The 14,334-nt window shown below is 57.6% G+C and carries 10 protein-coding genes; 3 read left to right on the forward strand and 7 right to left on the reverse strand.

Annotated elements, in window-relative coordinates; translation table 11 throughout:
* Positions 1-62: 62 nt before the first annotated feature.
* Both M4951_RS19550 and M4951_RS19555 read right to left on the reverse strand, forming a co-directional pair.
* Positions 63-539, reverse strand: a complete 477-nt coding sequence (locus M4951_RS19550) for a hypothetical protein (protein ID WP_262023312.1) — start codon at positions 537-539, stop codon at positions 63-65.
* A gap of 48 nt (positions 540-587) precedes the next feature.
* Positions 588-2,687: a hypothetical protein gene (locus M4951_RS19555; RefSeq protein WP_262023313.1), complete on the reverse strand. Its 2,100-nt coding sequence runs from the start codon at positions 2,685-2,687 to the stop codon at positions 588-590.
* A gap of 386 nt (positions 2,688-3,073) precedes the next feature.
* Between M4951_RS19555 and M4951_RS19560 the strand changes: the two genes are divergently transcribed.
* The 3 genes from M4951_RS19560 to M4951_RS19570 all read left to right on the forward strand — a co-directional run bounded on the left by M4951_RS19560 (position 3,074) and on the right by M4951_RS19570 (position 7,338).
* On the forward strand, positions 3,074-3,931 hold the full coding sequence (locus M4951_RS19560; RefSeq protein ID WP_262023314.1) for a thioredoxin family protein: 858 nt from the start codon (positions 3,074-3,076) through the stop codon (positions 3,929-3,931).
* A gap of 192 nt (positions 3,932-4,123) precedes the next feature.
* Complete coding sequence (locus M4951_RS19565; protein ID WP_262023315.1) at positions 4,124-6,700, forward strand: hypothetical protein; 2,577 nt, start codon at positions 4,124-4,126, stop codon at positions 6,698-6,700.
* Positions 6,701-7,011: 311 nt separating this feature from the next.
* Positions 7,012-7,338 carry a DNA polymerase ligase N-terminal domain-containing protein gene (locus tag M4951_RS19570; protein ID WP_262023316.1) on the forward strand — a complete coding sequence of 109 codons (327 nt, stop codon included), beginning with the start codon at positions 7,012-7,014 and terminating at the stop codon, positions 7,336-7,338.
* On the opposite strand, the gene M4951_RS19575 is transcribed toward M4951_RS19570, so the two are convergent.
* The 5 genes from M4951_RS19575 to M4951_RS19595 all read right to left on the reverse strand — a co-directional run bounded on the left by M4951_RS19575 (position 7,293) and on the right by M4951_RS19595 (position 14,334).
* Positions 7,293-8,066, reverse strand: coding sequence for a hypothetical protein (locus tag M4951_RS19575; protein ID WP_262023317.1), 774 nt, complete (start codon positions 8,064-8,066; stop codon positions 7,293-7,295). The two genes, M4951_RS19570 and M4951_RS19575, sit on opposite strands and share 46 nt — an antisense overlap.
* Positions 8,067-8,192: 126 nt before the next feature.
* A complete protein-coding gene (gene tyrS / locus M4951_RS19580; protein ID WP_262023318.1) occupies positions 8,193-9,479 on the reverse strand; it encodes a tyrosine--tRNA ligase in 1,287 nt (428 codons plus the stop codon).
* 446 nt (positions 9,480-9,925) lie between these two features.
* Positions 9,926-10,609 carry a 2-C-methyl-D-erythritol 4-phosphate cytidylyltransferase gene (gene ispD, locus M4951_RS19585; RefSeq protein ID WP_262023319.1) on the reverse strand — a complete coding sequence of 228 codons (684 nt, stop codon included), beginning with the start codon at positions 10,607-10,609 and terminating at the stop codon, positions 9,926-9,928.
* 22 nt (positions 10,610-10,631) lie between these two features.
* Positions 10,632-12,554 (reverse strand): acyl-CoA dehydrogenase family protein, encoded by a 1,923-nt coding sequence (locus M4951_RS19590; RefSeq protein WP_262023320.1) that lies wholly within the window; start codon positions 12,552-12,554, stop codon positions 10,632-10,634.
* A gap of 151 nt (positions 12,555-12,705) precedes the next feature.
* Positions 12,706-14,334, reverse strand: coding sequence for an AMP-dependent synthetase/ligase (locus M4951_RS19595; RefSeq protein WP_262023321.1), 1,629 nt, complete (start codon positions 14,332-14,334; stop codon positions 12,706-12,708).

The raw sequence follows: 14,334 nt of genomic DNA on the forward strand, positions 1-14,334 counted from the left end.
CTACAATCGTCAAAGTTTTCCAGCTGGGCCGCTAGCGAGTCATGGCTAGCGGCGGCATGCTGTTAGAGATACATGCCGACAAAACCGCCCGATTCGTCGCTTTCGGCCTGGATCTTTTGGATCCGCTGCTCCGTCGCAGAAAGGTCGCCAGCGGCGATATAGCGATCAAAATCGGCCAAAACGCTGCGCGAAACCGTCGATGCGAACCATTCCACGATCGGTTCCGACAGCCAAGAGCAGGTCTCGCGCGTCAGCGATACGTCAAGATCGGCCTGTCGCGCCTTAGTGTCGTCGGCGTTGGTCAATACGGTTCCCTCGAATCGAAATTCGAGCATCCCGTCGGTCTCATGATTCAGCAGATGGTAAACGCATTGGGCGTTGTACAGATAAAACGTGTTCAACGCTCCATGCTTTTCCAACGCCTGCTTCAGATTCATGCAGTGTTTTTGATACTTCGGCGACGCGTCGAGCGGGATATCCATCCGCCCAATCGACCGAAGCGGCAAGCAATCAAATTCAATCTCTACCCAGCGCTGCATAACGGGTGCTCTTAGAAAGTGAGGAGCCGCGTGTCGTTCGTTCGATAACTATTTTACCGAATTCGCGCCGCTAGCGAGATCCTTGTTTGCCGTTTTCTTGACCGGCATCACCCAACCGAGCGTTGCCCAACCGTCGCTAACGACCAATTCTTCCAACTGCAACGGTCCAGCGCCTTCCCAGCGTCCTTTCAATTTCAGGCCTTCACCCACGATCTCCGGCTCAAACAACGCTTCAAACTTCTTATGCAGAAAGGTCTTCAGCGTAATATCACGGATCCCTTGGCGTTCGCGGCTCAAATATTCGACGGTGACGTCTCCCTCACGGGTCAGTTTGGCGCCTTTTTCTCCGCGTTCGACCAGATAGACGGCGCTAATCCGGGCAGGATTGTTGAACTCGCTCTCACCGCGGGTGAACTGACGTCCGCGAATCGAAATTTCGATCCGATCTTGCCCAAACCGGACCTCAACTGGCCGCTGATAGTCAAAGGTGATCGACCAGGGATCCTTTTCCGGCGTGATCTGCAATTCCTCGGGAACCTCTGTTCCCCGCTCTTTGAGCAGTTCCACCAATTTCACATCGGTAAGCTTGATCCCTCCTAGCAGCACTTCCCCCATATTGGTCGGCATCGACTCATGCAGTTGGACGCCGATATCCGTTGACGACGGTGCAGGCGCCGGCGGCAGCGTTGGCGCGGCTAGCTGAAACCGATTCGCTTTCATCATGACGACATGGACAGCGTCGGTGGTCGACGAGATCTCGAAGATCTCCGGAAATTCGTCGCGGCTATCGAGCGGCTGACGAATTTCTTTGCGTAATCGCGTATTGGCGTCCCGTACGAGTTGGACGGTTTCTGCGTCCATGCGGCTGGCGACGCGCTGTTCGGCATGTTGCGAAGCGATCGCTTCAGCCTGCGACTTCTGTTGGTAAGCCTTATTGGTGGCGATATTTCGGACCAACCCCGAATTGGCGCGAATCGAGTTGAAAGTTGAGGATGTACGACAATCGGCTGTGGCTCTCGTATCACTCACGCCATTCGCATCGACCAACAACGATTTCTTGCCCAAGACCGAGGTGACTCCGCTAGAGTGAACGGTCACTGGACCGTTGCGGCCCACATTGTTGGTTCTTGTGACGGCGTCTAACACCAGCTGAACTTGGGCGGCGGCGGCGTTAGGAATCAAATTGATCTTCAAATCGCCGACGGTTCGCCCAGTGCCGTAAATACTGGTTCCCAAAATGTTGTCACGAACCGGCTTCGTGTCATCGACTTTACGGTCGATGCCATACCCAACGAATCGTTCCGACGCCGTTACGAACAGGTTCGGGTAGTTCAGCGAATCACGCGCACTTTTGACCAGTTCTGGTATTTGCCCGCCTTGCGCTAACCAACCGAGTTGGGCGCCGACCGCAGCCGCATCGTCGGCATTCGGATCCTCGGTATATTTCTTCAAGCTTTCGACAAGCAGCCCTAGCTGCATTTCGTACATCTCTTTGTATTGCTCGGTCGACGCGAAGAATTGCAGGTCGATATAGCGACGCAGCGCGCGGCGAACATTGGCGAACTGCGGATACTCCAAACCTTTGGCGCCTGAGTGGAAACGAAGATAGCAACGTTCGAGCATCCCCAGATCAGGCGACTCGGCAGCTAGCTGCTGCGTCAGATCGTCCCACCGCAGATAGCTCTTCCAACCTTGTTCGGTGGCGCTGCCGCTGTTGTGGATGTACTTCTCCAAGAGACCGATCGCCGCTTCGAGTTTGGACTTTGCAGCGGCCGCTTGCTCTGCTGTAACCGGCTGAAATTGACTCTGCGCGTCGGCAAAAATTTCTGCGACCGGTTTTTTCTCGACATCAATCGCTTCAATCCAATTTGCTAATTTTGTTTGGACCAAGACAAATTGCGGTAATTTTAATCCCGGTGCGTTGCTCTGATATTGGAGAAGAATTTTCTCGAGGACTTCCGGCGACGCTTTGTCCCCCAATTGGATTTGGGTGAGCAAAGTATCACTCTGCAAGTAATCGTCCCACCCTTGCCGCTTTTTGCCTTCGCCCAACCATTGGCCAAGAGATTGCTGAGCTTTGAAAACTTGCTGTGGGAGCGAATCTTGCCCCTGCACATGATCTGCGGTGCAAGAAAAGATCGCCGCCACCAAAAGTGCTATGGCCCAACTAGAGAATTTAGCAACCGTGCTGCGAAACATGAATCGTCCTTCAGGAGCAAACGCGAGGGGGTGTAGGTCGCTGCAAAAGTCCTAATCTTGATAACACGAATAGATAGCGAAAGCCACTACGTTTTCCCAACCGCCAACTATTGAATCCCACACAATTCCCACTTATCCTATTCTTCGGGATACACGCACACCAAGCTTTCTGCGCATTGTGCATGATCCGCCTAATCTGCGGCTTGGTAACCTCGTCACCCGATTGACTCGCATAATCGGCACGCGCTATTCTGAATCTCTTACGTAGCTCATGAATTCGGCAGAATCGGTCTATTCTGCACATGCTGCTTCGAATCACCCCCAGGGCAAAGTTGATGCTGAAGCGAACCCCCTTGGCAATCGCCGCGCTGCTCGCCATCACGATCACGCAAACGGTCCTCGCCGATACGCCGTATTGGTACGACGACTACTCTACTGCGGTACGAACAGCAACGAACGAAGGACGAATGCTGCTGATCTACTTCCGTGACGAAGATCAGACGAAGCAAGCAGAATTCCAACGCGTACTCGACGACCCCAAAGTCGCCGAGTTGCTCAACAACTATATCCTGGCCGAACTTCCCCTCGACGCGACCGTCGGAACCAATACCGGTAAGACCAAGTTAATGTCGCACGGCTCCTTCCAACATATGGCGGGTCAGCCGGGTATCGCGATTGTCGATTATGTCGATTCCAACGATGAAACCTACGGCTACGTCGTTAGCCAGTTCCCCTTCCGTGATCGCCGCGTTCGCAGCATTCAGCAAATGCAGACCATCCTGTCGCTTCCGCGCGGATCTCTGACGCAGCGAACCTTAATCTATGCGGTCCGCATGCATCCCGAACGTCCGCGCAGCACCAACGGCGCCTTCCGCCGGCTGCTGGCGGTTGCGACGTTCCAACACAGTCGTCTGCAAGCGCGGATGCAACTGCAAGGCCATCATTCGTGGGAGTCTCGCTTCCACCAACTCTCGGGCCAACTTCCCGGCCACATGCTGCCAACCGAAGTCTGCGCCGAAAGCTGGCCCGGCCAGAATCTGGAAGACGCCGCGATCGAATGCGTTCGTAGCTGGCGTCACTCGTCAGGTCACTGGTCAGCCGTTAGTGCTGATAACACTTATTACGCTTATGACATGAAGCGTGGTAATAACGGCATCTGGTACGCCACCGGCATCTTCGCCAAGAACCGCTAAAAGCGGCCGAAACTCCCTACCGCCGGTGCAATCGTCAGCACCGGCGCTGGGATGTTGATTTTCTACCACATGCGGTGAGGTAAATTCGCCGCATGTCCCCATTTCGCATGCTAGGTTTGCCTAGCCCGCATATTTTCTGTGCGCGGCGGCAAACCAATTCGGCGGCTAAGACAGCCCAAACCGAGTAGTAGCATGCGTCCAGTTCATCCTAACAACACGAATCGATTCGTTGTGATCGCACTGCTCGTTTCCCTAGGGGGAAGCGGCTGTTCGTCGGTCCGCGTTCCGTCCATCGATCCGACTGGCCGTCATATCTTTGCGTGCAATCAGTCGACGTCGCTCACGGGTCCCGCCGATTGCCTGCCGAAGCCGGCCTACGCCGCTCCTCCTGCTCCAGGTCCTTGTAACGCTCCCGGCGTAGCCGTCAGCACTCCGTTGCCGAAACCTCCCAAAGGCGCGGTCGAGCCGGAGAAATCGCTTAGTCTCTCACCGTCGCGCGTCGTTGCGCCGGTTGGCACCGAAGTAGTGTTGGTCGCCGGATTGAACGGCGATGAATGCTGCTTGACGCAAGGGGGACGTCCCATCAAATGGATGCTCTCGCAAGATAGCGTCGGCCACTTTTCGGAAGTCGGCGGCAGAGACACCACGACTCGGTTCGCTTCGCTCGGGGGCGAGCAAGGAATCATCAGCCCGGTCTACGCCGTAGGGCGTACGCAGTTGTGCGATCAAACGGTCGATCGCGGCACTGAGATCCCCGGCGATGATGTTCGCGTGCTGCGCGGCCAAAACTGGATCAGCGTCAGTTCTTCGTCGCCCGGCACGAGCCGCGTCACCGCGCTCGCCACCAAATTAGAGAACTGGCCCGCTCGTCAGCGTGTTGCGACTGTTGAGTGGATCGACGCCCAGTGGCAATTGCCAACTTCCGCCTTCCAGCGAGCCGGCGAACGCGCCTTCCTAACGACAACGGTCTCAAGCCAAACGACCAATTCGCCGCTCGACTCGTGGATCGTCAAATATGAATTGATCGACGGCGTCGCCGCCGGCTTCATTGTGAACGGCGTGGTCGCCACCACACCGGCCGTCGAAGTGACGACTGACTCCACGGGTCGCGCCACAGCCGAGATCGCTCCCGCCTCCCGAGATCAGCCAGGCGCCGCCCGCGTGCGGATTACGGTGATTCGTCCCGCGCATGCTCGCTTTGGCACTAGCGAACGGTTGACGCTTGCTTCTGGCGACGCAACGGTCACTTGGAGCGCACCGCAGCTATCGGCCGAAATCGCTGGTCCAGCCGTCGCCGAGATCGACTCGACGGCGACGTATGACCTGGTGATCTCGAACCAAGGGGATGTGCCGGCCAGCAATGTCGTCGCCTTCATTCCCCTGCCGCCCGGAATGCAGTACGCCGAGAGCAGTTTGCCGGCGACGCAGCGCGGCAATGACATCGAGTGGAGCATTGGCCAACTCGAAGCCCGCGGCTATCGACGCATCCAACTGGTCTGTGCCGTTCGCGGCCCCGGCGACCACCAGCTATGTCTTTCAGTCTCTGGCGACGGAGAACTGCGACATCGCAGTTGCGCCAACACCCAGGTCGCATCCAACAATATTTCGGTCCAGATCAATAGTCCGCAGTCGATCACCAACGGGTCCGAGTTCGACACGATCATCACCATTCGGAACAACGGGACCAATCCGCTGACCAACCTGGTGCTGCGTGACGAGTTCTCCACTGGCCTCGAGCATGTCAGCGGCGCCGGCAATATGATTGCGACCGATCCCGTTTCGCTGGCCCCTGGCCAGACGATCAACGAAACGCTCACCTTCCGCGCGGTTGGAACCGGTCGGCAGTGCCATCGTATGACGGTGACCGCCGATGGCGAAATGCCCGTCCTGCGGGAAGCGTGCGTCGAAATCACCCCTCCAGCCGCACAGCCCAACTACAACTTGACCTTTGTCGCCAGCGATCCCTTAGCGACGCCTGGACAAACGGTGCAATCGGTCCCGCAAGGCGCCGACGTCCTCTTCACGCTGCGGCTAGAAAACATCGGCAGCACGCGTCTGACGGCGGTCCGCGTTGACATCAACTACGACGCGAACCTAACCGGCCTGGAAGCGACTCAAAATTCCGACAACTCGGAACTACGAACCGTCAAATGGCGATTCGACGATGGCATCGCTCCGGGGCAAAGCGCCGAGCTTCGTCTGCTTTGCCGAGCCGACGAGCTCTCGCAAGCCGCGTGTGCCCGGGCTACGATCAGCACCGGCGAAACGCAACCGCGAACAGCCCAGTCTTGCGTGCAAATTACGCCCCCTACGACGCGACCGCCAGAACAACCCCCGGCGGTCAATCCCAACGGCGGCGGCAACAATACTCCGCCGGCGACGCAACAAGGGAAACTGACGGCCAAGATCGCTTCGCTGCAGGGAGACGTGCGGATTGGTCAGTCGATCAAGTATGTCCTGTATGTCAAGAACGAATCGCCGGTCGAGGATGGGAACGTGCAAATCACGCTTCGCTTCTCGCCGGGACTGAAGTCTCCTCAGGTGAACCTGCGGGATGGGGGAAATCTTGGCGCACCGCGGCTCAGCCCTGACGGCAGCGCCCTTGCTCTGCCGCAGATTAACTTGCTACGAGCCGGTGAGACGCTGGAGTTCGACGTCGAAGCTGTCGCCACGACGGCTGGGCAACAAACGATCGTCGTCGAAGCGACCAGCTCTCGGTCCCGCGAATTGGCGACCTCGCAAGAAACGACCAACGCGTTTCCGAATTAGATTTGTCGGGGCCGCGATGCGAATCCATTTCTTCGTAGCCCGAGACGCAAGTATCGAAATCAGCCGCACGGCGTTAGCCGCGGTTTTTTTGTCTCCCATTTTCCGTCGACAATCAGTTCCTGTCAGAAACCGCGGCTAACGCCGTGCGGCTGATTTTGGGAGAGAAGCCGGAGCGAAAGATTTTCCCTCGCTCGCGCTTCGGTCTACGAAGCAGTTGTAGGATACACAGTGCGGACCGATGCTTTCAAAAGCGTGCCCCACTCCGCTTCTTGGTCCTCACACAGCGGACCCTACGATGTTAAAATCCAAGCATGAAACGCTTTGTTCTGCTCTATCACCAGTTCCCTTCAGGCCATGCCGACGCGAGTCACTATGACTTGATGTTGGAAGCGGACGGAGAGCTGCGCACTTGGCGATTGGGCGCGAAGCCCGACATGCTGCGGCCCGTTCAGGGTCAGCCAATCGCCCCCCATCGTTTGGCCTACTTAGACTATGAGGGCGAAGTCTCCGGCGATCGGGGCTCGGTCACGCGCATGGATCGGGGCGAATATGAGATTGTCCGCGACGATGCGGCCGCACTGATCGTCGACCTTTACGGCAACGTATTGAGTGGTCGACTCGCGGTCTTAATCTCTTGATCGGCCGCCGCTTCTGGCGCCACCGGCGCGGCTGGTTCGACCATCTCTTCAGGCGCTTTCAGCGTTTCGCCGGCCAAAAAGATTTCTCCGTCACGCAGTTCCAACGTATCAATCCGGATGATTCCTTCGATCTGGTCCCCTTCGCTCGGCACGGTCACCAGCGCCACGGGATCTCCTTCGACTTGTTGCCAGCGCAGCGGGATCTTCGCTTCTTCGGCGCGGCGCGCCACTTCGTCTAGCAAACTGCCAAGCGGAAACGGCAAGGACCCGGCCGCAACGTTACGGATCTGAATCGCGACGACGTTTTCTTCGTCTTCCACGAGATAGGCGTCGATCGCCAAAGACATGACCGAATGGAACTGCTGTCCTTCAAAGCGACAGCCGAGCTTCACTTGTCGCTCTTGGATCGAGATCCGGGGATCGTGCATTCCGGCTGGCAGCAACTTCGGAAATTTTTCTTCCAGATCCGACGCCAACCAACCATTGATCTGGTCGTTCGTCAGTCGCAGTTGCCAGCGGGACGGTTTGCGGATTTCGTTGGAGAAAGCGAAGACCTGCTCTTCGAGGATCTCACCGGTCTCTCGCGCGGCGGCCGGCTCGATATCGAGAGCCGCCGTATAGAATTGCGGCACATGGCGCGTCGCCTGATACATGTAGATACCAACGCCGCTGATCACGACAATCAGCGTCACTACCGCACAGGTCGCGATCTTCCACGACAATTTCATTTTCGACAGAAATCCCGCTACATCGAACACGCCAAGTGGGGAGGGCTGTCGAAATATTACGGGCGCCGCGGCGACAGGTCAATTGAAACCTGCGACCGCTAGCGATGTCGGCGCCGGTCGCTCGAACTAGCTTTGGAAACGTAGCAGTGCGTATTTCTTCTTGCCGCTCCGCAAAACCATGACCGTTTCGCTCGCCAAATCACGCTCCGTCAGCGCCTGGTCGACCCCTTCGGCGCGCACATTATTGACATAGGCGCCCCCCTGGCTAACGGCACGCCGAGCCTCGCCTTTGCTTTTGGCCAGTCCGGCTTCGACAAATGCGTCGAGCAGGCTCAGCCCGTCACCGGTCAGCCGATCGCGTGCGAGCTCGCTACTGGGGACGTCGGCGAAGATCTGGCCCAACTGGGCGTCATTCATGTCTTCAATCGTGCCGCCGAAGAAAATCTCGGTCGCTCGCTTGGCGATCGACAATCCTTCGGCGCCATGGATCAACTGCGTCAGATGTTCAGCCAGGCCTTTTTGGCTGGCGCGCTGATGCGGTTCTTCTGCACGCGATTTGTCGAGAGTCTCGATTTCTTCGTGGGACAGTTCGGTTAAAAATCGCAAGCACTTGCCAGCATCTTCGTCAGCGACGTTAAACCAGTATTGATAAAACGCGTAGGGACTGGTTCGTTCGGCCGAGAGCCAGATGGCGCCCGACTCGGTCTTTCCCATCTTCGTACCGTCCGCTTTGGTCAGCAGCGGACAGGTCATACCAAACAACTGCTTCTGATGCATGCGGCGGCCCAACTCGGTGCCGGCGGTGATGTTGCCCCACTGATCGCTGCCGCCGATCTGCAGCTCGCAGTCGTACGCTTGATTCAAATGCACAAAGTCATACGCCTGCAGCAGCATGTAGCTGAATTCAGTGTAGCTAATCCCCGAGTCTTCTCGCTCCAACCGATTCCGAATGGAGTCCTTCGCCATCATCACGTTGACGGGAAAATGTTTACCGACATCCCGCAGGAATTCGAGATAGGTGAACTTGTTCATCCAATCAAAATTGTTAACCAACTGCGCGCCTTCCGGCGTCTCATCGAAGTCAACCAGCTTGGCGACCTGGGCTTTGATGCCGGCGACGTTTTTTTCGAGCTGGTCAACCGACAATAGATTGCGTTCGGCGCTTTTGCCGCTCGGATCGCCGATCATGCCGGTCGCTCCACCAACCAGCGCAATCGGTCGATGGCCCGCTTTTTGGAATCGCCGCAGTTGCATCAGCGGCAACAGACTTCCGACATGCAAACTATCGGCGGTCGGATCAAATCCGGCATAGACAGTCCGCGGCTTTTCGTTCAGCCATTTTTGCAGGTGATCGTCCGCCGTGGTTTGATAGACCAGTCCGCGCCACTTCAAATCGGCGAAAATATCGTTCATCAGAAGCTTCCAGCAAGTGAAACGTCGCAAGCGGCCCAGCAGAATTCAGAGCCAAGGGGCCATTTTAGGTTCGCAGAGGCTCCAGGAAAAGGCGAGCCAATCGCCGGCAATAGGCCTGGTCGGCAAGAGACCACAATCCAAAGCTAGAATTGTGCCGACCGAGTCACCATTTCTCTTCGTAGCCCGAAACGCGAGTTTTAAGGTTTCGCTATTTCGAATCCATCGAACACTAGCCCGCCAGCGCCAGCGAGGGAAAGCGGCTCGCCACTTCAATCCGTGTTAGGATCGCCAACTCTATTCCCTCGCTGGCGCTGGCGGGCTAGTGTGACGATTTGCGGTTGATTCTGGCCGTATTAACGTCTTTCATTCGTGTTCGATCGTTCGTGAATTGCAAATAGCGCAACTCCAAAACTTCAAAACTGGCGTGTCGGGCTACGAAGAGAACGTCAGATCATCCCCAACGTCGCTTCCGCAATCACCAGATCCTCCTGCGTCGTGATCTTCCGATTCAACTGCGAGCCGGGGACGATCAGCACGCGGCGTCCCATTTTTTCGAGCAATTGCGCATCATCCGTCACAGCTTCGGCCGTGCGGGTTTCGTACGCCGCGGAGAACCAATCGCGGCGAAAGACTTGCGGGGTCTGCGCTTCCCAGATTCCAGCCCGCGAGACGGTCTCTTGGATCGTGTGATCATCAAAAACCCGCTTGAGCGTTCCGGCGACCGGAGTCGCCAACATCGCCGCGCCATGTTCGATCGCCGCGGCGAACACGTCGTCGATCAGGCGATCGCTGAGGCATGGCCGAGCCGCATCGTGAACGGCGATCATCTCGATAGCTTCGTCGATCAGCGCCAATGCGTTGGCGATCGAATCGCTGCGCTCGGCGCCTCCCAGCGCGATCGAAAGATGCAACCGTTCGATATCCGCCGCATAGTCTTCGCGGAACGACGCTTCATCCTCGGGCGAGATAACGACGATTAACTGCCGCACATCGTCCCGCGCAGCGAAGCGTTCGGCGCTATGCAGCCAAACCGCTTTGCCCGCCAGAGGCGCGTAGACCTTCTTCTGTCGCGGATCGCCAAACCGCGTGCTGCGACCCGCCGCCGGCAAGATGACGCCCAAGTTTCTCACCGGCAATTCCCTTTGCTAATCGCTATTTCTCGTACTTCATCAAAATTTCGTCCGGCGCCCCTTCGACCCCGGGAAAACCGTTCTCGGCGATCGCCGAGCCCAGTGCGGTCACGCGGCGGAAGTGACGATCACTGACCGGTTTGTTCAGGATTTCGTTCGTCAAATCGCGGCAGATGATGTCGGCCGCGGTCCGGACCATTTCGTTCTCTTGCTGCGCGGCGTACAAACTGGTGCAAAGTATCGTAATCAATTTTTGCACCTGACCCGAGAGGAGCGACATCCGGCACTGGCGATCAGCCAGCTTCAACTGGTGCTTGCGCATCACGCCGGAGATCGTTAGCGGCATCGCCTGTAACCCTTCCGACGCAAACTGAGCATGGGCTTTCAGATCGCTCGGCATCTCCGGGTAGTGGGGACGCGGTTTCGGCGTGACGTATTCCTTCATCAGCCAACCGGCGTAGGGCGCAACAGCGCCCTTCAGCGCCCAGGCATGCGCCGGATTCAGCGGATTCGGCTTTTTGATTCCGGCGGCGGCCAGCGCTTTGCCAACCGCTTCAAAGTACTTCGTGCCATGCTGTTTGACGAGCGATTTGAAGAACGCCATCCCTAGCATCTCTCCTTCTCCTTCGTAAATGCAAGGAGCGAGATACTCGTGGACGTTATCTCCAAACATGTGACCATGCAGGAACGATCGACCGCCATGCGTTTTCATGTAGAGCTCAATCGCCGCTTCCTTCTGCGCTTCGCTGCCGAAGATTTTGGCGATAATGCATTCCATTTCGCCGCGATAGCCAGAGTCAATCAAGGTCGAGCACCAAGCGACCAGTGCGTCGGCGGCGACAATCAATCCGGCCATGCGACCAAGTCGGCGGCAGACCAGTTCGCGCCGGGCGATCGGTTCGCCGTACGTTTCACGGAACTTGGCCCACGGAATCATACTGCCCATCATCAATCGCATCGTTCCGGCGGCGTTCGCACAAAGGGAGATGCGACCGAGATTGAGCCCGTGATAAGCGATCGTCAGGCCGTTCCCCTTGATCGGCTCGAGCAGATTCTCCTTCGGAACGAGGAAATCCTTGAAGATGATGCCGCGATTGTAGGTATGTTTCAGCGCCCACAAGCCATATTTGCGCAGCTGAAAGTTTTCGTTCTCTTCATCCGGCAAATCGACCACCAGCACCGCCGGCTTGTTTTCGATCAGGCAAACCAGGCCGATCGTTCGTCCCGGGGTGATGTTGGTGATGAACAGCTTTTCGCCGTTGACCACATAGTGATCTCCCTGCAGCAGAGCCGTCGTACGCAGCGCCGTCAGGTCAGACCCGGCGCAAGGCTCGGTCAGCGCGAACGCCGACAAGCGCTCGCCGCTCGCCAACTTTGGCAGCCAACGCTGTTTTTGCGCTTCGTCGCCGAACGTTCCGACCGGATCGACCGCGCCGATGCAGCCATGCACCGAAGCGAGCCCGGCGATCGTGGGATCGGCCATCGCCATGCGAGTCAGAAAGGGAGCGAAACTGCGGAACGGCGTTCCGCTGCCCCCATATTTTTTGTCGACCAGCAGCCCCCAATAGCCGGCGGCGCCCAACGCGTCCATCACCTCGGCGGTGATCTTGCCTTCTTCGTTGTGCAGCTTTCCTTCAGCCTTGAAACGATTGACGACGGCGATCGAATCGTCCATCACCTTGCGAATCTCTGCCGGCGTTTCTTCCGGCTTCGGCAAAAAGAGATCGATGTCAAAGCCGCGATCCCACACCACGCGGTGCGCCGGACTGTTGACCGTTTGATACTGCGGCAGAAAGAGCTTTTCAACCTGATCGTCGGCGCTGTCGATCGCGCCGGTGCGTCGTGCTTCTTCCGCGCTTTTGCCGCCTAATTTGAGGGCGGTTTCGGCGAACGACTCTTGATCATTGGAGTCGGGGCGAGGGCTTTCAGGCATTTGGGTCGACATCGGGGATCTCCTTCCAGGGGTGAACTCCATTTTACCGTATAAACGACGTTCCGCCTGCTTTCTTTTCTGAACATCTGCCGCTTAAACCCTGTTTTACCATAGGGTTACAAACGACAGGAATCTCCTATTCGTTACGACACTGCTTCGTTTGCTATCGATACATCGCGTTGATTTCGGCCGCGCAGTTCTGCTGAATCAGTTCGCGGCGGAGTGATAATTTGGGGGTCATCTCGCCAGAATCCGGGGTAAACCCGCGTCCCATCAGCGTGAACCGGGCGATCTGCTCATGTTTCGGATGATCGGCCAACAAGTGATTGATCCGCTCGCGGTAAGTCGCCAATACTTTGCGATGCCGCAGCGCGCCGCGGCGCGAGAAGACCCACAGGTGCTGCCGGCGAATCTCCCGCCGCAGCTCGTCCGGATCCGGCACAATCAGCGCCGTCAAAAAGTTGCGACCTTCGCCGATCACAATCGCCTGGGCGATCAGCGGATCGGATGCCAACGCCGATTCAATCTGTCCCGGCGCCACCTTCTTGCCGGTAGCGGTGACGATCAACTCTTTTTTCCGGCCGGTGATGAACAAAAAATTGTCTTCATCCAGTCGCCCCAGATCGCCGGTATGCAGCCAACCGTCCGAGTCGATCACTGCCGCGGTCGCCGCTTCGTCTCGATAGTAACCCTGCATGATATGCGGTCCGCGCGTCAGCACTTCGCCATCGTCGGCGATTCTGACTTCGACGCGGGGGAGCGCTTTGCCAACACTGCCGCGGCGATAGACCTTTTTGGAGGATGCCGTAATGACCGGCGCCGATTCTGACAGTCCATAGCCGTTGCGGATCGGCGTCTCTTGCTGGGCGAAGATCTCGGCCGCATAGTCGGCCAGCGCCGCGCCGCCGCTGGCGCACATTTTGATGCGACCGCCGAGCATCGCTTGCAACGCGCCAGGTTCGTTGATCTTCCCCTGCGCCCGCACTGCGTCGGCCACTTTTTGATAGAAGTAGGGAACGCCGTTAATCAAGGTCGGCCGCATCAACTTGCAGTCGTCCAAAATCGTCTCGCGCGAGCGAGCCAGGACCAACTCGTTGCCTAAGATGATCCACGTATAAAGATCGCAAGTCCGCGCGTACAAATGACTGAACGGCAAAAAGGTGAGTCGCCGATCTGCCGCCGAATCTTCAAACGCTTCGACCAACGCCAGCGCGTCAAAGGCCAGGTTCGAATGCGATAGCATGACCCCCTTCGGTTCGCCGGTAGTCCCGCTGGTATAAACGATCGTCGCCAAAGAGGCGGGATCCGGCGGCGCAAAGTCGCAGAGATCCGCAGCGTCAACCGTCAGAAATTCCCACGACTCCAACTCGCTGCACTCGATCCAATCAATCAGACGGACGTTTTCGTTATCGCCGGCAGGCTGCGTCGGATCTCCCTCGGCCAGCGAACGAATCGATCGCTTTGCGCCGCTATGCTTCAGCAGACGATGTCGCTCTTCGGTCTTATACGTCACATGCAACGGCACGCTGACGGCGCCGACGGCGGCCAGCGCCAAGTCGGCGACGATCCACTCGTGACAGTTGGGCAACTCCACCGCCACTCGATCGCCCGGCGCGACGCCTAAGCGACGCAAGCTAGCAGCGACTGCAGCCACATCCGCCGCGAGATCTTTCCATGTGCAACTTCGAAATTCCCCTGCTTCGTACGTCCAGAGGGCCGGCGCCTCACCGCTCGCTGTAACGCGACGGACGAACAGTTCGAACATCGACTCGCCATGGATCGGGGCCGACAT

Origin of the sequence: Blastopirellula sp. J2-11 (assembly GCF_024584705.1) — a bacterium.
GTDB lineage: Bacteria > Planctomycetota > Planctomycetia > Pirellulales > Pirellulaceae > Blastopirellula.